Origin of the sequence: Streptomyces sp. NPDC001980 (assembly GCF_040296885.1) — a bacterium.
In the GTDB taxonomy this organism is placed as follows: domain Bacteria; phylum Actinomycetota; class Actinomycetes; order Streptomycetales; family Streptomycetaceae; genus Streptomyces.
In genome coordinates this window covers 1-17,967 of the sequence record NZ_JBEOYD010000045.1, presented here as the reverse complement: position 1 = coordinate 17,967, position 17,967 = coordinate 1, and the positions used below count along the sequence as shown (strand labels likewise).

The 17,967-nt window shown below is 71.6% G+C and carries 17 protein-coding genes and 1 pseudogene; 4 read left to right on the top strand and 14 right to left on the bottom strand.

What is annotated here, in order from left to right:
• Positions 1-44 precede the first annotated feature (44 nt).
• From ABT137_RS42305 to ABT137_RS42290, 4 genes are all read right to left on the bottom strand, one after another.
• Positions 45-734: a TetR/AcrR family transcriptional regulator gene (locus ABT137_RS42305; protein ID WP_351717477.1), complete on the bottom strand. Its 690-nt coding sequence runs from the start codon at positions 732-734 to the stop codon at positions 45-47.
• Positions 735-790: 56 nt separating this feature from the next.
• Entirely contained in the window at positions 791-1,822 is a 1,032-nt protein-coding gene (locus tag ABT137_RS42300; RefSeq protein WP_351717475.1) for a PDR/VanB family oxidoreductase, read from the bottom strand.
• The gene (locus tag ABT137_RS42295; protein ID WP_351717473.1) at positions 1,822-2,718 is read right to left on the bottom strand and encodes a metal-dependent hydrolase; all 897 of its coding nucleotides are present in this window, start codon (positions 2,716-2,718) and stop codon (positions 1,822-1,824) included. The genes ABT137_RS42300 and ABT137_RS42295 overlap by 1 nt, the downstream gene beginning before the upstream one ends.
• 92 nt (positions 2,719-2,810) lie before the next feature.
• Complete coding sequence (locus tag ABT137_RS42290) at positions 2,811-4,739, bottom strand: hypothetical protein (RefSeq protein WP_351717471.1); 1,929 nt, start codon at positions 4,737-4,739, stop codon at positions 2,811-2,813.
• Positions 4,740-4,902: 163 nt separating this feature from the next.
• Between ABT137_RS42290 and ABT137_RS42285 the strand changes: the two genes are divergently transcribed.
• Entirely contained in the window at positions 4,903-5,310 is a 408-nt protein-coding gene (locus ABT137_RS42285) for a hypothetical protein (RefSeq protein ID WP_351717469.1), read from the top strand.
• A gap of 91 nt (positions 5,311-5,401) precedes the next feature.
• On the opposite strand, the gene ABT137_RS42280 is transcribed toward ABT137_RS42285, so the two are convergent.
• From ABT137_RS42280 to ABT137_RS42250, 7 genes are all read right to left on the bottom strand, one after another.
• The gene (locus ABT137_RS42280) at positions 5,402-6,958 is read right to left on the bottom strand and encodes a DUF1996 domain-containing protein (RefSeq protein ID WP_351717467.1); all 1,557 of its coding nucleotides are present in this window, start codon (positions 6,956-6,958) and stop codon (positions 5,402-5,404) included.
• A gap of 173 nt (positions 6,959-7,131) precedes the next feature.
• The gene (locus tag ABT137_RS42275) at positions 7,132-7,782 is read right to left on the bottom strand and encodes a response regulator transcription factor (RefSeq protein ID WP_351717465.1); all 651 of its coding nucleotides are present in this window, start codon (positions 7,780-7,782) and stop codon (positions 7,132-7,134) included.
• On the bottom strand, positions 7,767-9,047 hold the full coding sequence (locus ABT137_RS42270; protein WP_351717463.1) for a sensor histidine kinase: 1,281 nt from the start codon (positions 9,045-9,047) through the stop codon (positions 7,767-7,769). The genes ABT137_RS42275 and ABT137_RS42270 overlap by 16 nt, the downstream gene beginning before the upstream one ends.
• A gap of 484 nt (positions 9,048-9,531) precedes the next feature.
• Positions 9,532-10,125 carry a winged helix-turn-helix domain-containing protein gene (locus ABT137_RS42265; RefSeq protein ID WP_351717461.1) on the bottom strand — a complete coding sequence of 198 codons (594 nt, stop codon included), beginning with the start codon at positions 10,123-10,125 and terminating at the stop codon, positions 9,532-9,534.
• Positions 10,126-10,502: 377 nt separating this feature from the next.
• Positions 10,503-11,534, bottom strand: coding sequence for a glutamine synthetase (glnII, locus tag ABT137_RS42260; protein WP_351717459.1), 1,032 nt, complete (start codon positions 11,532-11,534; stop codon positions 10,503-10,505).
• A 297-nt stretch (positions 11,535-11,831) separates the two neighbouring features.
• Positions 11,832-12,536 (bottom strand): SCO2207 family protein, encoded by a 705-nt coding sequence (locus ABT137_RS42255; RefSeq protein WP_351717458.1) that lies wholly within the window; start codon positions 12,534-12,536, stop codon positions 11,832-11,834.
• 121 nt (positions 12,537-12,657) lie between these two features.
• Positions 12,658-13,026, bottom strand: a complete 369-nt coding sequence (locus ABT137_RS42250) for an arsenate reductase family protein (protein ID WP_351717456.1) — start codon at positions 13,024-13,026, stop codon at positions 12,658-12,660.
• Between the two features lie 230 nt (positions 13,027-13,256).
• Here ABT137_RS42250 and ABT137_RS42245 point away from each other — a divergent pair, with 230 nt between their 5' ends.
• Entirely contained in the window at positions 13,257-13,577 is a 321-nt protein-coding gene (locus ABT137_RS42245) for a hypothetical protein (RefSeq protein ID WP_351717454.1), read from the top strand.
• Between the two features lie 209 nt (positions 13,578-13,786).
• On the opposite strand, the gene ABT137_RS42240 is transcribed toward ABT137_RS42245, so the two are convergent.
• On the bottom strand, positions 13,787-14,971 hold the full coding sequence (locus ABT137_RS42240; protein ID WP_351717452.1) for a winged helix DNA-binding domain-containing protein: 1,185 nt from the start codon (positions 14,969-14,971) through the stop codon (positions 13,787-13,789).
• Positions 14,972-15,121: 150 nt separating this feature from the next.
• Between ABT137_RS42240 and ABT137_RS42235 the strand changes: the two genes are divergently transcribed.
• Complete coding sequence (locus ABT137_RS42235; RefSeq protein WP_351717450.1) at positions 15,122-16,462, top strand: DUF2252 domain-containing protein; 1,341 nt, start codon at positions 15,122-15,124, stop codon at positions 16,460-16,462.
• A 28-nt stretch (positions 16,463-16,490) separates the two neighbouring features.
• Here ABT137_RS42235 and ABT137_RS42230 read toward each other — a convergent pair whose 3' ends face one another.
• Positions 16,491-17,225, bottom strand: a complete 735-nt coding sequence (locus ABT137_RS42230; protein WP_351717449.1) for an alpha/beta hydrolase — start codon at positions 17,223-17,225, stop codon at positions 16,491-16,493.
• Positions 17,226-17,477: 252 nt separating this feature from the next.
• Between ABT137_RS42230 and ABT137_RS42225 the strand changes: the two genes are divergently transcribed.
• Positions 17,478-17,762 carry a hypothetical protein gene (locus ABT137_RS42225; RefSeq protein ID WP_351717447.1) on the top strand — a complete coding sequence of 95 codons (285 nt, stop codon included), beginning with the start codon at positions 17,478-17,480 and terminating at the stop codon, positions 17,760-17,762.
• Between the two features lie 21 nt (positions 17,763-17,783).
• Here the strand turns inward: ABT137_RS42225 and pspAB are convergent.
• A pseudogene (gene pspAB, locus ABT137_RS51140) lies at positions 17,784-17,888 on the bottom strand (PspA-associated protein PspAB); the annotation flags it as partial.
• Positions 17,889-17,967 lie beyond the last annotated feature (79 nt).

Below are 17,967 nucleotides of genomic sequence, written 5' to 3'. Positions count from 1 at the left end.
CAGCTACGACGGCGCCGCAGTCGCCCGACCGCCTGTACGGGGGGCTAGCCCGCCAAAGCGATCAGCCGAGCGGCGAGGTCGGCGAACGGCCCGTCGGTCGGCTCCCCCTGCACCATCCGCTTCACCAGCGCCGTCATCTCCTCGTCGTACGCCGCACTCACGGCGGTCAGCGCCGCGAAGTCGTGGACGAGCTGCACCTCCAGCTCGGCGCGCGGGATGCGCCGCCCGTCCAGCCAGATCAGTGCCGTCGACTCGGCGAGCGAGATCCAGGAGCGGATGACCAGCTCCAGGCGGGCCGGCGCCTCGGTGATGTCGAGGTGGGAGAGGATCTGCTCGTAGGCGACCTGCCGTACGGAGTCGATGAGCGCGTTGGTCGCCGAGGAACCGACCGCGGGGCCGCCGCGCATCAACGCGGCGAAGCCGGGCCCGTGTTCGTCGACAAAGTCGAAGAAGCGGCGCATTACGCGCAGCAGCCTGGCTCCGAGCGGGCCCTCGTGCGGCTCGTTGAAGCGGCCCGCGAGATCCTCCGAGGCCCGCTTCAACGCGGCCTCGTACAGGCTGAGTTTGCCGGGGAAGTAGTGGTAGACCAGCGGTCGCGAGATGCCCGCGGCCGAGGCTATCTCGTCGATCGAGACCTCGTCTGGCGAGCGACGGCTGAACAGTTCGAGGGCGACGCCGATCAACTGCTGCCGCCGCTCCTCGACTCCCATCCTGCGGCGTACCCCGGTTGTCATGCGAACACCTTACCGATCGGATCCGGCCTCCCACGGACCCGACCCTTCACGGATGTTCACAGATCCAGCACAAGTCTCCCACTTCGGGCCCGCGACACACAGATGAGCATCGAGTCGGCACGCTCCGTGTCCGTGAGGAGCTCGTCCCGGTGCTCCACCTCCCCTTCCAGCACGCGCTGTTGGCAGGTCCCGCAGAACCCCTGCGCGCAGGAGTACGGCGTGTCGGGTAGCTCTGCCCGTACCGTGGCCAGCACGGACGAGTCGGCCGGGACCGTCAACGTCCGTCCGGTGCGCCGGAGTTCGAGTTCGAAGGCGTGGTTGCCGCCGGTGTCGGTGCGCGGCGCGAAACGTTCGAGGCGGACCGCCGGGAACCGCTCCGCCACCGCCGCCATCAGCCCCTCCGGACCGCAGCAGTACACCGCCGCGTCCTCCGGGACGGCCAGCGCGTCGAGGTCCGGGCGCCCGTCCTCGTCCTCCGCGACGACCGTGACCCGCTCGTCCCCGGCCAGTTCGTCCAGGAACGGCATGGACCCGCGCGTCCGCCCGCAGTACAGCAGCCGCCACGCCACCCCGTCCGGCACGGCCCGCACCATCGACAGGATCGGTGTGATCCCGATGCCTCCGGCCACGAACACGTACGAGGCGGCCTCGACGAGCGGGAAACGGTTGCGCGGCCCGCGCACCTCCAGCTCCATGCCCTCCACGACCTGCTCGTGGACCTCCCGGGAGCCGCCCCGCCCGTCCGCGACCAGCCGGGCGGCGACCGTGTACGACGAGGGGTCGGCCGGGTCCCCGCAGAGCGAGTACTGCCGGACCAGCCCGGACGGCAGCACCACGTCGAGATGGGCGCCGGGCTGCCAGGCCGGCAACTGCCTCCCTTCCAGGCGCAGTTGGACAACCCCGTCGGCGACCGTCCTGCGCGAGGCGACCTGGAGCCGCAGCGCCCGGGAACGCGGCTGCCCGGAGGTCGGCGGATCCAGGGCCGGCATCGGCCACAGCGGGGAGGCCTCGATACGGCGGCGCAGGGCCCGCTTGACGAGCAGCGCGGCGCCCGCGACGGCGACGACGGTCCGCAGCCTCGGCGTCATCACCTGCCCTCCTGCTCGGCGGCGAGCGCGGCGGGGGAGGAGGCCAGGTAGGCGACGGCCTGTTCGGTGGAGCCTTCCTGCGAGGGGTGGTAGGTGCGGCTCAGGTAGCGCGGGATCGACTTCAGCATGTCTCCGGTGGCGGGCAGCGTGCCGCGCCGGCCGGCGAGGTAGAAGTCCCGGAGCCTGGCCCGGCCCTCGGCGAGCGTCGGGTCGTTCGCCATGAAGAAGCGGGCGCCGCGCTGCCACAGGAACACGATCGCCGTGAACGCCGTCGCCCAGGTCCGCACCCGGCGCCGGTAGCCGCCGTCGAGGTGCAGGAACAGGTCGAAGGCGACCGACCGGTGCTCGACCTCCTCGGCGCCGTGCCAGCGCAGCAGGTCCAGCATCATCGGGTCGGCACCGCGCCGGTCCAGTTCCTCGGCGTTGAGCACCCAGTCGCCGAGGAAGGCGGTGTAGTGCTCGATGGCCGCGATCAGCGCGACCCGTTCGAGGAGCCACCAGCGCCTGGCCTTCCCGGGCGGCAGGGTCCGGTCGCCGAGCAGCTTCTCGAAGAACCAGTCGACCTGCGCGGTGTACGGCGTCGGGTCGAGACCCTGTTCCCTGAGGTGGGGCAGCACCTCGTCATGGGCCTGGGAGTGCATCGCCTCCTGCCCGATGAACCCGACGACGTCCGCGCGCAGCCGCTCGTCGCGGATCAGCGGCAGCACCTGCTTGTAGACGTGCACGAACCACCGCTCGCCGGCGGGCAGCAGCAGGTGCAGCACGTTGATGGTGTGCGTCGCGAAGGGATCGCCGGGCACCCAGTGCAGAGGGGTGTCCTCCCAGGCGAAGGACACGTTGCGGGCCTTGAGCGCGATGTGCTCGGACGGCACCGGCTGCGGCTGCTTGTTGGACATGGCGTCAATGTACTGACGGGTAGGTGGCCTGAGAAGACCTCCGGCCCACCTTGTTTACGCGAACGTCAGCAAGAGTCTCCGGCGGTGCCGGCTCACCGCAGCCCGCTGATCGCGCTCCCGTCCTCCAGTGTCCCCGCCAGGTCGGCCTGCGCCCCCTGCTTCGCCTTGGCCACCAGCTGGGTCCCCTGCGCCGACGCCGTGACCCCGCCGGTCGCCCGGACCGACGCGGTGTCACGGCTGCCCGCGGCCAGCAGGTACCACTGGCCGCCCCCGGACTTCCACAACACCCCGGCCAGCACATGCGGATCGCGCGGACCGCAGGCCGTCACGTCGGCCCCCTTGGCCGCGACCGCCCCGTACCGGCTGCCCGGCGTCCGGAACTGGGCCAGCGACACCGTCCCGTCGCCCCGCCAGGTCTCGGTGCGCGTGCACACCCACGACCCGCTGCCACTGGCGTCCGGCAGCTGCTGCTCGGCGAACGCCCACGCGTTGACACTGCGCACCCCGGCCGACCGCTCCGCGGCCAGCGAGCAGGCGAACGGCGCCCAGTCGCGCCGCGCCGCCGCCCCCGAGACCTCGCCGGTCTCGCCGGGCCGCCCGGCGGTGAGCCGGGCCGGCATCAGTTCGCCCAGGTCGGTCGCGAGGTGCACGCCCTGCGCGTCGGTCAGCTGGAGCACGTTCCAGGACGTGCACGCCCCCTGCTGCAGCGCGGGGCTGGCCAGCGGACCGGTCACCCCGTCGGTCAGCCCGAGGTCCAGCGCCCCGGTGTCCGGCTTCATCAGGTCCCGCTCGGCCGCCTTGGTCACCCAGGGCGCGGTCAGATAGCGGACGTTGCCGTCGGAGCGGCCCAGGACCAGGGCGCTCGCCTCCGCGCCGGTCGCGCCGTCGGCCCGGGCGAAGTCCAGGGCCGCGCCCTGGGTGCCGTCCTTCGGTTCGGCGTAGCGGGCGATGCGCAGACCGTCGTAGAAGATCACCACCCGGGCGCTGTCGACCACGCCCGCGTACAGCAGCTGGGGCGGCCCGGCCGGGCCGCCGGTCTGGGTGCCGGGGGTCGCCGAGACGCGGACGGTGTCGCCGGGGCGGGCCCAGACGGCGAGGGCGCGGCGCAGCAGCGCGGTGTCGCCGGTGAGGGCGCCACGGGCCGGCCAGACGGAGAAGTCGGTGCGCGCGGCGGTCTTCCAGACCGTGGCCGGGACCTTCGCCAGCTGGGCCGGGTCCAGGGCGGCCTGGGCGGCCGGGTTCTGCGCGTACACCGGGGCGGCCGCGCCGTCGGCGCCCCAGCCGCCGCCCGGCAGCGCGACCAGCGCCCCGCACACGGCGAGGGCGGCAGCGGCGGCGAGCGCGGCCTTGGTGTGCTGGCGGCGGCGCATCAGATCGGTGGGCCGGGCCTGCAGCGAACAGGGGTCGAACTCGGGGGAGTCCAGCAGCGGGTACTCGGCCGGGACGCCGTTCGCCTCGGCGAGCGCGACCTCGGGGTGCTCGACGCCGGCCGCCCGGAGGAGCCCCCGCACGTCGCCGTCGGGAAGCTGTTCGAGGCCGCGCAGCGCGTAGGCGGCGCGGGCCGGGGCGGAGAGGCCGGCGAGCCGCTGGTCCAGGGCGAGTTCGTCGGCGCCGCCGGAGCGCGGGAAGAGCCTGAGGCCCCACACCTGGGGGAGCAGCGGCGGCAGCTGGGCACGCCGGGGCCACGCGGTGAGCCGGAGCGGCCGGCCCGCCTCCAGTGCCGTACGCACCACTTCGAGGCGGACCAGGGAGTACCCGGGGTCGGTCTGCCGCCCGTTGGACTGGGCCGGGACCACCGGAACCTGCTTCCGGCCCCGGGGCAGCGCCCGCTGGACCAGGGAGTGCGCGGTCAGGACGCGGCGGCCGCGCGCGAGCCCCGGCGGCAGCACCAGGTAGGCGAGCCGGACCAGCCGGGGGTAGTGCTCGACGAGCGCGGCCTCGGCCTGCTCGACATCGACGGCCGGATGCGGGGCTCCGGCGGAGGCGGCTGCGTGACGCTGGGCTACATCCTGTGACTGCACGTCCTGAAGAACGAGCGACCCGTTGGTTGGTCACCGCCACACGGGTGACACTGCGGTGTCCGCACGATGTGAGCCGATGTGAGTGCTTCGCGGCCCGCAGCCGTATCGAAGGGGACGGGCCCCCTGAAGGCACCCGGGGCCGGCAATGCGACCGGAGGAACAGATGAGGACGACCCGACCGATGCTCGCCGTGGCCGGCGCCGTGGCCGTACTGGCGCTGGCGGGCTGTGGATCCGGAGACGGCAAGGCGGAGACCAGGATCCCGGTCACCGCGACCGGCAGCCTGGAGAGCCTGGCCGCCAAGGTGAAGTGCACCCCGGACATGCAGATCGACTCCGACGAGGTCCGCCAGGCGATCTGCAAGGTCCCCGCCGGCAAGTTCGTCTTCGCCACCTTCGCCACCGACCGCGGCCAGCGCGAGTGGATCAACGACGCCAAGGACTACGGCGGTTTCTACCTCGTCGGCCGCAAGTGGGTCGCCGTCGGCACCGACAAGCTCGTCAAGTCGCTCCGGACCACGCTGGGCGGCGAGGAGGAGATCGGCACCGACCACAGCAAGCACACCAGCTGAGGTTCGCGTCCCGTACGGCACATACGAGAGCGGGCGGTGGGAGATTCCCACCGCCCGCTCCGTGTTACCGGCGTTGCCGGCTAGCTCCTGCTCACTGGCACTTGCGGCCGGTGTTGATGCAGTTGGCGATCTTCGCCGCCAGGTTGTTCTTGGTGATGCTGATGAAGTCGTCGTGGTCGGTCGCGGCCTTGTGCAGCTGCTCCGGGAAACCGTCCACCGCGTAGGCGTTCTTCACCTGGCCGTTCTGCACGGTCGGCGGGGTGATGTTGTACACCAGGCGCATGGTCAGCTGCGGGATCGCCTTGAAGCCGTTGCCGCAGACACCGCTCGCGGGGTCGGCGAAGGCCACGTGCGTACGGTGGTTGGCGCTGTCGATGTTCGTGCCGTCCCAGCAGCTCTGGAAGGCGAACGTACGCACCACCTGGCTGCCTTGCGGGCAGATCGGGTACTGCTCGGTCAGCTGGACCTTGTTCTCGAAGCCGGTGCAGCTCCAGTGCGCGTTGGCGTTGGCCAGACCGTTGGTCGTGGTCTTGGCGTCACCGGTGATGATGCGCAGGAACTGGGGCATCGCGACGACCTTGCTGGCCGGGCTGCCGACGTACTTGATCTGCGCCTGGACCGGCGTCAGGATCTTGCCGACGTTGCCCTCGGTGCCACCGCCGAGCGCGTTCTGGTCGAAGTCCTGCGTGCCGTTCTGAATACGCACGACCGGCCAGTAGTACGACGACAGGTCGCTCTGGTTCTGGCAGGAGCTCGGCGCCGCCAGCATCGAGTCGTTGGTGGCGAAGGCGTTGACCTTCTGGTTGCCGACGTAGTCGTGCAGGTGGTGCGCGCCATTGTTCACGCCGGGCGCCACGATGACGTTGTCGGTGTTGTGGTTCTTGTTCTGGTTCGTGCCACAACGGGTGGTGAAGGTACCGGTCGAGGCCTGGCCGGTGTTCTGCGGCTTGGCCAGGACGTTGTTCGCGACCTTGGTGATGTCCACGAAGTCGGCCGCGGTGGGGCCGTTGCCGGCCTGTCCGCCGATACCGACGTCGACCGGGGTGCTGGCACTGGCACTCGGGGCGGCGCTGGCCTGGCCGTTGTTCCCGTTGTTGTTCTGGCCACCGTTGTTGTTCTGGCCGCCGTTGTTGTTCTGACCACCGTTGTTGTTGCCCTGCCCGGCGGTGGTCTGGTTGGCGGTCTGCGTGGTGCAGGCGGCGAGCTGAGACAGCGCGCTGTTGAACTGGCCACCGACCCGCGTGATGTCGATGCGGATCCGGTCGATCGTGGCCGCCCGCTTCTCCTTCAGGGGGCCGATGATCGCGTTCTGCACGAAGTTGGCGTCGTTCGCCTGCGCTTGGCGCGTGGAGGCGAGCCGGGAGTATGCCTCGGTGATCTGCTTGTCGAGGTTCGCCAGCTCCTTGGCCACCCCCATCTTGGCGTTGGCCGGCACGTTCGTCAGCTTCTGGCCGACGTCCGGGCAGGAGATGGTCGCCACCGTCGCGGAGGCGGCCTTCGTGTAGTTCTGCGCCGAGTTGTTCGACTCGTGAGCCGAAGCGTTCATCTGCGCATAGAGCAGCCCGCCCCCGCCGAGTGCGACAGCCGCCGATGCGGCTATGACCTTGACGGTCAGCGGCGAACGGCGTTTGCGTATGTTGCGTCCCATGGAACTCCTCAGACCTTCCTTGCGGGGCGGCATCGAGGCGCCCGACAGGAGTGAAGCGGCGTCCATTCATACGCAGCCCGTCTCAGACGTGTTCAGGCGTCTCACAAATTCATCAGAGATTTGTTACGCACTTGGGGCACAACTGCCGTTTGAGCAGGGAGATTTCTGGAAAATCAGCGGTCGCGGTCCAGATACGCGAGCACCGCCAGGACGCGCCGATTGTCGTCGTCCGACACCTCGAGTCCCAGTTTGGTGAAGATGTTGGAGGTGTGCTTGGCGATGGCCCGTTCCGTGACGACGAGCTGCCCGGCGATCGCCGCGTTCGACCTGCCCTGCGCCATCAGCTCCATGACCTCCAGCTCCCGCGGTGTCAAGCCCCCGAGCGGCCGGTCGTCGGCCCGCCGGGACAGCAGCTGCTGGATCACCTGCGGATCCATGGCCGTACCGCCCGCCGCGACCCGCCGTACGGCGTCCACGAACTGCTCCGCGTCGAACACCCGGTCCTTCAGCAGGTACCCCACCGCGCCGCTGCCGTCGGCCAGCAGCTCGCGCGCGTACAGCTGCTCCACGTGCTGCGAGAGCACCAGCACCGGCAGCCCCGGCCGGTCCCGCCGCGCCCGGAGCGCGCACTGCAGCCCCTCGTCGGTGTGGGTGGGCGGCAGCCGGACGTCGACCACGGCCACGTCCGGCCGCAACTCGGCCAGTGCGCGGTCGAGTTCGGGTCCGGACTCGACGGCGGCCGCGATCTCGAAGCCGTAGGCCTCCAGCAGCCGGACCAGTCCGTCGCGGAGCAGGAACAGGTCTTCGGCTAGGACAACGCGCACGGAATCTCCATGGTGACCATGGTGGGGCCGCCCGCGGGGCTGCTGACGGCCAGGACGCCGTCGAATGTACCCAGCCGCCGCTCCACCCCCGTGAGCCCCGACCCGGCCCCGATCACCGCGCCGCCCCGGCCGTGGTCGGTGACGGAGATCCGCAGCATGCCGCCGCCTTCCTGCACGTGATGCAGGTCCACCCAGATCCGGTCGGCCCCGGAGTGCTTGACCGCGTTGGTCAGCACCTCGCTCACCGCGAAGTACGCGGCCGACTCCACCGGCGCGTCCGCCCGCCCCGGCAGCTCCACCGTCACCTCGGTCGGCACCGGCAGGCGCAGCGCCAGCGCCCGTACGGCGTCCCCGAGCCCGCGCTCGGCCAGCACCGGCGGATGGATGCCCCGGACCAGGTCCCGCAGCTCGCCCAGCGCCTCCACGGACGCCTGCCGGGTCTGCGCGAGCAGCTGCTTCGCCTTCGCCGGGTCCTTGTCCAGGAGCATCTCGATCGTCCCGAGGTCCATGCCCATGGCGACCAGCCGGGCCTGCGCCCCGTCGTGCAGGTCCCGCTCGATCCGGCGCAGCTCGGCCGCCGAGGCGTCCACCGCGTCCTTCCGGGTCTCGGTCAGCACCCGCACCCGCTCGACGAGTTCGCCCTTCCCGGGGTCGAGGACCGCGCGGGTGAGCCGGAAGTGGGCGGTGAGCAGCCGCGGGCACAGGTACCAGGCGCCGACCAGCAGCACGGCGGCGGTGGCCGCGGCGCCGAACGCGGTGGCCTGGTTGGTGACCGGCACGAAGCCGTACCAGTAGGTGCCACTGAGGGTGAGCACCCGCCACAGCCCGGCGGCCACCGCGAACCCCTCGAACGGATAGAACAGCAGCACCGCCGGCAGCAGCGCGGTCACGAACCCGGCCGTCATGTCGACGAACAGCCACAGCACGTCCCGCCCGACCTGCGGGTCGCGCAGCATCCCGAAGGTCCTGGCCCACGGGTTGGCGTCCGCCGGGATCGCCCGGTACGCCGACCGGATCCGCACCCCGCACCACTCGTACGCGAGCCGCCGCCGTACATCCGCCACGTCCCGCACCCCGCCGAGGATCCACGGCGTGGTGACGATCCCGACCCCGATCGGGATCAGCGCCACCGAGACCGCGGCCAGCGTGAAGCAGAGCACCGAGACCGGCAGAATCACCAACGCCAGCACCAGCCCCCGCACGGCGGCGAGCACGGTCTCCCGCGCCCTGGCACGGAAGCCACCGCTGTCTGTGTTCGTCGTCATACGACCAGTCTCCCGAACCTCCCGGGAGAGGGTCACTGGCCCGAAGCCCCATGTGAGGGGGTGGTGCTGGATACACCCCGGGAGCTCTGAGCGCTCCGCCGGAAGTGCCGCGACCTGCCGTCTGCCGACTGCGGCGCCGTCGTGGCTGGTCGCGCAGTTCCTCCCCCAGCCTTCGGCCGGGGTACCCCCCGCGCCCCTTCAGGGCGCTGCCTGAGGCCCCGTAAGGGGCGCGGGGAACTGCGCGACCAGCCCTCACCGGCCCGCAGCTCAGATCAAACCCCTGCCGGCGGATCCCCGAGCGCCCGCGCGCTGCCCCGGTGGAAGACGGTCACCTTCCAGCCGCGGCCCGAGCGCCGCCTCGACGACCGCCCGCTCCACGAACTCCGTACCGCCGGCACCAGAGCCTCATGCCGTTGATCGTGTCCCCGGGGGATGCCGGACGTAACGGGGTTCAGCCGAGGGCGGAGCGGCCCGTCGTGGCCCCTCAGCGGCCTGTCGGCGGGGTGTACTTGTATCCCACCCGGCGGACCGTCTGGATCGCCCTGCGGTGCTCCGCGCCGAGCTTGCGGCGCAGTCGGGCGACATGGACGTCGACCGTGCGGCCGTCGCCGACGTGGCCGTAGCCCCAGACCGTGGTGACCAGCTGGTCGCGGGTGTGCACCCGGCCCGGATGCGCCACCAGATGGGCGAGCAGCTCGAACTCCAGGTAGGTGAGGTCGAGTTCACGCCCGTCGACCTGGGCGGTGCGCTCCACGGTGTCGATGGTGACGAGCGGCCGGTTGCCGGCTGCGGTCGCGGCGGGTTCGGCGGCCGGCTCCTCCGGGTCCGGGTCCGGGACCGCGACCGGCAGGAAGGGCGGCTGCTGGTCCGCCGGGACCAGGACCAGGTAGCCGATCATCGGCGGCTGGCCCGGCAGGGTGGGCAGGGCGTGCTGCGGGGCGGGCAGCCAGGTGGCGCCCGGTGGCAGCAGCTCCGTCATGTCCACGACCTCGTCCCGGTCGACGGCACGCAGCCGGTGCCGGCCGGGCGAGGAGGCGGTGAGGGCGGAGGTGGGGGAGAGGGAACGAGTGGTCGCCATGAGACGTCAGCTCTTTCGCGCGAGGAGTCAGTCGGTCGAGGGCGACGGCCACGATTCGTGGTCGGGCGCGCCGCGGGGACGTACTGCGTTCCGCGCTGGCCGAAGGCCGGGGTGTACGGCTTTAGAGGGCCCGCGCGTTCGTCGCGCGGCAACACACCCGGTCGAAGTCGTGGTGCTGACGAGAAGGCCAGAACGGCTCAAGGTCCTGGCGACCCGTCGCGCTGCACTTCTGGAAGCTGGCCATGCGCCCATTGAAGCAGACACAGCCGGGAAACAGGACCCTCCTCTCACTGCTTGGACGCTTCTTTGACACGACGCCATGCCGAAGGGGCGCCCACCGTCACGGTGGGCGCCCCTTCGGGAGAGTCGTCCGCGGATCAGACCTGGCCGGCCTTGTCCAGGGCGGTGCAGCAGGTGTCGACGATCAGCCGGGTCACGACGTACGGGTCGACGTTGGCGTTCGGGCGGCGGTCCTCGATGTAGCCCTTGCCGTCCTTCTCGACCTGCCACGGGATACGCACCGAGGCACCGCGGTTGGAGACGCCGTAGGAGTACTCGTTCCACGGGGCGGTCTCGTGCAGACCGGTGAGACGGTCGTCGATGCCCGCGCCGTAGTTCTTGACGTGGTCGAGCGGCTTGGAGCCCTCACCGAGCGACTCGCAGGCGGTGATGATCGCGTCGTAGCCCTCGCGCATCGCCTTGGTGGAGAAGTTGGTGTGCGCGCCGGCGCCGTTCCAGTCGCCCTTGACCGGCTTCGGGTCGAGGGTGGCGGAGACGCCGAAGTCCTCGGCGGTGCGGTAGAGCAGCCAGCGGGCCACCCACAGGTGGTCGGAGACCTCCAGCGGGGAGACCGGGCCGACCTGGAACTCCCACTGGCCGGGCATGACCTCGGCGTTGATGCCGGAGATCGCCAGACCCGCCTTCAGGCAGTTGTCCAGGTGCGCCTCGACGATCTCGCGGCCGAAGATCTCGTCGGCGCCGACACCGCAGTAGTAGCCGCCCTGGGGGGCCGGGAAGCCGCCCTCGGGGAAGCCCAGCGGGCGGGAGCCGTCGAAGAAGGTGTACTCCTGCTCGATGCCGAAGATCGGCTCCTGGGCGGCGAACTTCTCCGCGACCTCGGTCAGCGCGGCGCGCGTGTTGGAGGAGTGCGGGGTGAAGTCGATGTCCAGGACCTCGCACAGGACGAGGACGTCGTCGCCGCCGCGGATCGGGTCCGGGCAGGTGAAGACCGGCTTGAGTACGCGGTCCGAGGAGTGCCCCTCGGCCTGGTTGGTGGAGGACCCGTCGAAGCCCCAGATCGGCAGCGCGTCGAGACCGGCGGGGGCGCCCGCGATGATCTTCGTCTTCGAACGCAGCTTGGCCGTCGGCTCGGTGCCGTCGATCCAGATGTACTCAGCCTTGAAGGTCACGGGCCACATCCTTCGGGGTGGGTCGGGCGCACTTGCGGGTGCAGTGGCGCTACGGCACTGGGGCGCCTCGGTGTTGCCCGGCAGCCTGTCAACAGGCGATTTCCCGATCATTGCTCGAATGTGAACCCGGTGTTACCTGGTGGTTCTGTGGTGCGACTCACGTTGTGAGACCCGGGCGGGCGGGGTACGAAGCCCAATTCGGGCAACGTGCCCGCCCCTTCGCGGCGGCCGCCGGCCTTCCCTCCGTGAAAGCCGGCAGCCGAGCCTCGACCCGTCGCCTCGACCCGTCGTTCCGGGTCAGCCGACCTTCTCGATCAGCGCACGGCGGATCAGGAACTTGCCGGGCTCCCGGACCTGTTCGAAGGCCGCGTTGTTGAGCAGCACGCAACTGCCGGAGACCGACGTGACCTTCACCGTCGTGGACTTGTTGTTGTCCAGGTTGGTGACCTTCAGCGTGGTTCCCGCCGGGAACTGGTTGCTGGAGGCGGCCGGCGCGCCGGCCTCACCGGACAGCGTGACCGTCGAGCCCTTGCAGACCTGCTGCCCGGAGGCGGCGGCGCCGCCGGTGTTACCGGTGTTGCCGGTGGCCGCGCTCTTCGAGGGCGCTGCCGTGGCGGTCTGCCCGGTCTGCCCGGTCTGGCCCGTCTGCGTCCCGCTCGCCGCCTGGGAGCCCTGAGCCGACTCCCCAACGACGCAACCGGACGCCTTCTGCTGGACCTTGATCTGCTCGATGACCGCCTCGCGGTTGGCGATCCGGGCCGACGACTGCGCGTCCGGGTTCGCCTTCTGGTCCGCGATGAACTTCTGGTTGTTGCCGAGGGCCGTGGCCAGCCCCGAGCAGACGGTCGAGTCCGCCGCCGACGACAGTGTCTTCGCGCTCTGCGAGGTCTGCGCGGCGTTCGAGGTGGACGCCAGGACGAAGGCCCCGCCGCCGGCCACGGCTGCGGCGCCGACCAGCAGTGCGACGGTCTTCTTGGCGCCGAGAGTTCTCCTACGCGACATGCGCGCCTCCTGAAAGGGGGTGGGGGAACGTACGCCGATAGGTACGAGATGCCGAACGTCGTTACTCAGCGGTTACAGGAGTCACTGAAGTAACCTGCGTCACACTGGAGTTGAGGGCTGTTCAGCTCTTGCTCCTGGCCAGCGCTTCCTGTACGGCCTCGTCGGTGCGGGCGATCACCGCCGTGCCGTCGTCGGCGGTGATGATCGGCCGCTGGATGAGCTTGGGGTGCTCGGCGAGGGCCGTGATCCACCGCTCGCGCGCGCCCGCGTCCCGCGCCCACGCCTTCAGTCCCAGTTCCTTGGCGACCGCCTCCTGGGTGCGGGTGATGTCCCACGGTTCGAGCCCGAGCCGTCCGAGCACGGCCCTGATCTCGTCCTCGCTCGGTACGTCCTCCAGGTAGCGGCGGACGGTGTAGTCGGCCCCCTCGGCATCGAGCAGGCCGATCGCACTGCGGCACTTCGAGCAGGCGGGATTGATCCAGATCTCCATGCGGGGAACGGTACGCGAGCCGCCGTCCGGAGCCGATCTGTTCGAATTCCGGGGATGTCGTGAGAGCCCCTCCCGTACATCGCGCCCCACCTGAAATACCTGTCTCCACCTGGGTGTTCGGCGCCCTCGCGGTCTGTCTCGTTGTCAGTGCCGGCCGGTACACTGGGAGCAGTGTTCGAGAGAGTCGCCGGGAGGTCCGGGGGCGCTCCGACCGCGACAGGAGGATGCCTGTGCCCACTGCCGCTCTGAAGCCGAAGCCGAAGTCCTTGCCGACCCAGTCCACCGCGAAGCGCGCGGTGCTGCTCGACTCGCCGTATGCGCCGGCGGAGAAGCGTCCGCTGCCGGCCGGGCGGCCACGCGAGTGGTACGTCACCCACAACCGCCGCCTGAAGGCCATGCGCCTCGCCATCGCCCTGCTCGACTCCGGCGTCTATCTGCCCAACCAGGCGCGCAACGAGACGATACGGAGCACGGCGGAGAGCATCGGGATCCACCCGCCGTCGGACACGACGTGCCACATGGTGCGGGCGCTGATGCGATATTCGCGGTGAGCCGGTGGTGCCGGGTGCCGTGTGTTCCGCGCGGCGCCCGGCGCTCGGCCGACCGGGGGCTGCCGCCCCCAGGCCCCCGCATCGGGGGCGCGGCCCTTGTGCTCCGGCTGCGGGCCGGTGGGGGCTGATCGCGCAGTTCCCCCCCAGCCTTCGGCCGGGGTACCCCCAGCGCCCCTTGCGGGGCGCTGCAGCCGCCGCTCCTTTCCAGCTCAGCCGCTCAACTCCCGTTCCACCGGCGTCCGGAACCGCGGGGTGACCTTCGCGGTTCCTGCCCAGCCGCGCAGCCGCTCCGCCTCCGCCGCGACCGCCTGCTCGGCCTCTCGCCGGATGCCCGGATCGAGGATCCGCCAGACGATCTCACCGTCCCGGCGCTGCGCCCAGCCGCCCACCACCAGCCCGTTCCACCACACCGTCGGCCCGACGTTGCCACTTCTGTCGAAGAGCAGCGGCCGCAGCTCCGGCGGCAGGTACCAGTCCCGCCGCTGCCATGCCATGGCCGTCGGGTCGAGGGCGGGGAGGAGGGCCGCCCAGGGGCGGGACGGCCCGGTGACCGCCGGCAGATCGCCGGCCGTCACGTACCCCGTGTCGTCCTCGTCCAGGGTCACCGGCTCCGCTCCGATCGCGGTCAGCGCCCGGCGGACCTCGGTCACCCGCCATCCCGTCCACCACTTGAGGTCCGCTTCCGTGGCCGGGCCGCAGGCGTGCAGCCAGCGGTTCAGCAGGACCGCCTGGGCCTCGGCCGGGTCCAGGTGCGGATGGACCGGGGCCGGAGCCCAGCGGAACTGGCTCGACGTCCAGGAGCCCAGCGGGCGGCCCCGCACCACCTTGCCCTCCACGCCCAGGACCCTCAGCAGGCGCGTCGAGACGGTGTGGATGCCCTCGTAGCTCTTGCCGACGGCGTACGGGAACTGCTCGCGCAGGCGTGGCTCGCCGGCCGTCAGCTCCGTCGCCGTCGCCTGCCCGAGCCGGGCCAGCTCGGCCAGCGTCGAGGACTCGACCTCCGCGAGCCAGGCCGCGTCCGGGGCGCCGGCCCGTGCCATGTCCTTCAGCAGAGCGGCGCGCTCGCGGGCGGCCACCGTCAGGCCCGTCGAGGCGTGGACGACCGCCGTGAGATCCGCGGGGAAGACGAAGACCGTGTGCCGCATGCCGTGCATCCGCACCAGGGTGCGGTCCTCGTACAGGGCCCGCTCCGTCTCCGGCACGGTCTTCGCCGCGTCGGCCAGCCGCGCCCCCACCGCGAGGAACACCGTCGCCGGATCCGAGCCGTGCAGCGCCACCAGCGCCTCGGCGACCTCCTCCGGCGTCGTCGCCCGCGCCGGGCCCGCCAGCCGATGGCGCAACGCCAGCCTGGCACGCCGCTCCGCCACCCCGATGTGCCGCCGCCCGCCGCTCATGCCGACCTCCCCATGGACTCCTGACCGCATCCTGCCCGACGCCACTGACAATCACCTGTTCGCCGGACTCGGCGTGCGGGCGCCCCCGCTCCTCCCTTTCACTGCGATCAGCAGGTCAAGGAGGGAGCAGTCGACCGAGGGGAGCGCCGTATGTCCACACCCGCCGACCGTGCCGCCCGCGGCAAGGCCGCCCGCAAGCGGGCTTCCCGCTCGGCGCACGCCTGCTGGCTGGCCGCCGTCGACCGCCCCGACCCCGTCGCCGTACTGGAGCGGCAGGGCCGTGACCGGCTGCCCGAGCTGCTGCCGATCCGGTACGGGCGGATGGCCGCCTCGCCCTTCGCCTTCCTGCGCGGCGCGGCCGCCGTGATGGCCGCCGACCTCGCCGCCCGGCCGCACACCGGGCTCACCGTGCAATTGTGCGGCGACGCGCATCTGCTGAACTTCGGGCTGTACGCGTCCCCGGAGCGGACCCTGGTCTTCGATCTCAACGACTTCGACGAGACGTTCCCGGGGCCCTTCGAGTGGGACGTCAAACGGCTCGCCGCGTCCGTCGCCGTCGCCGCCCGCGAGAACGGGCACAGCGACCCGGAGGCCCGCGCCGCCTCCCGGGCGGCCGTGGCCGCGTACCGGACCGCCATGCGGCGGCTGGCGGGGCTCGGGGAACTCGCCGTCTGGTACGAGCGGGTCGACGCCGACTGCCTGACGGCCCTGGTCCGCTCCGCGCGCCCCCGGCGCCGGATCGAGGACACCCTCACCCGGGCCCGGCGCCGCACCAGCCTGCACGCGCTCGGCCGGCTCACCGAGACGACCGGCGGACAGCGCCGCATCATCAAGGACCCGCCGCTCCTCGAACCGGCCGGCGCCTCCGACATGGCCTCCCTGCGCAAGATCTTCAGCGACTACCGCTCCACCCTCGCCGGGGAGCGCAGGCTCCTCCTCGACCGCTACCGCTTCGTCGACGCGGCCCGCAAGGTCGTCGGCGTCGGCAGCGTCGGCACCCGCTGCTTCCTCGTGCTGCTGGCCGGCCGGGACGCCGACGACCCGCTGTTCCTGCAGATCAAGGAGGCCCGGACGTCGGTACTGGAGCAGCATCTGCCTAGTGGCCCGTACGCCCACCACGGCCATCGGGTGGTCGCCGGGCAGCGGCTGCTCCAGGCCGCCGGGGACATCTTCCTGGGGTGGCTGACCGGGCCCCAGGGACGAGCCTTCTACTGGCGGCAACTGCGCGACACGAAGGGGTCCGCCGAGGTCGCCGGCATGGACCCGAACGGCCTGCGCGGCTACGCCACCCTGTGCGGTGCGGCCCTGGCACGCGCCCACGCCCGCTCCGGTGACCGCATCGCCATCGCCGCCTACCTGGGCGGCACCGACACCTTCGACCACGCGGTCACCGACTTCGCCCTCGCCTACGCCGACCAGACCGCCACCGACCACGCCGCCCTAGGCGCGGCCGTCACCGCGGGTGTCCTGACGGCGCTGCCGGGGGTCTGAGCCGGCCGTTTGAGCCGGCCGTTCCGGGTCAGCCGTGCCGCTTCAGCAGCAGCGTGACGAACTCCCGCCGGTCGTCCGGGTGGTCGTGGAACCAGAGGCCCAGACGGTGCTCCGCGTCCGGGAGTTCGAAGCGGGTGTACCGGGACCGGGTGCGCAGGGCGTCCTGGACGGCTTCCGTGACCTGCGGCGGGATCACCTCGTCCGTGCCGGGCACCGCGAGGACCGCCCGGCCCCGGTAGGAGCCGAGCACCTCCAGGGCGGGTGAGGTACGCCAGGCGTCCGGGGTGCGGATGAGCTCGGTGAAGCGGCCGGTGCCGTCGCCGAAGGGAACGTCCCAGGCCTCCGGGGTGTAGACCGCGGGGGAGCAGAGGCCGATCGCCGAGGCGCGGTCGCCGTAGTGCCGTACGAGATCCCCGACCGTCTGGCCGCTCATGCTGAACCCCACCAGGATCAGCGGGCGGTCCGGCTCCACCTGGGCGTCGATCACCGCCGTCGCCTGCTCGAAGCGGCGGCGCAGGCTCAACTCGCCGAGCGCGCCCGTGCTTTCGCCGTGGCCCGAGAAGTCGAAGGCCAGGGCGGGGCAGCCGTGGGCGGTGAACTCCGCGAGCAGCGGGCGCAGTCGCCGCTCGCTGCCGTTGCCGGCGCCGTGCAGCAGGACGGCGACCGGTCCGTCCGTGCCGTCCGTGCCGTGTGCGGCCGGGGTACGGACCCCGCTGAGGCGTTCGCCGTCGTACTCGTGGGTGAAGCCGGTGAGTTGATCCATGCCGCACATTCACCCACGGGTGCACACCCGTACGCACCCGCACCCGCCCGCACGGAAAACGGGATGCACGCCGAGTGACCGGCTCCCTACGCTGGAGAGGCGTTGCGGAGTGGTCCACCACCGCTTTCCCAAGGGCAGGCCGCGCCCCCGGGACTCGGGACTACACTGCCGCGCACTGACGGAGGGCCGCCCGTCCCCCGCGCGCCGTCGGATCCGTCGACCGCTCACACACCCACGCCACGGAGGCCCGTCATGGGCACCATCGTCCTATCCGGAACCGTCGTCCTGGTCATCCTCGGATTCGGCAACCACAGCTGGTGGCTCGCCGCCGTCGCCCTGCTCTTCCTGTACGTGCAGTACGGGCGGGGCTCGTCGTCGGCCTCCTCGTCGGGCGGTTCGTCCGGCGGGGGAGGGGGCATGGCCGGCGACTACAAGACGTACCGCGACCGCCGCGACCAGCAGGCCAAGTGGGAGCGCCGCTACCGCCGCGAGCGCCCCCTGGAGTCCCGTCGCCAGCAGAACGAGAAGGGGAAGTAGGCCGCGAGTGCCTCCGGCCGGTCAGAGGCCGGGGGCACCCCAGACCGGGAACCAGCGGCTGAGGTCCTGCTCGATCCGCAGATCGCCCGCGAGCACCGCCTTCACCTGCAACTCCAGCGCGCTGTCGCTTAATAACCGTATTACTTCTCGGCGGGTTGGATCAGCAATTGCTTGAAATACATCATATTTCGCTGCCGATGAGGNC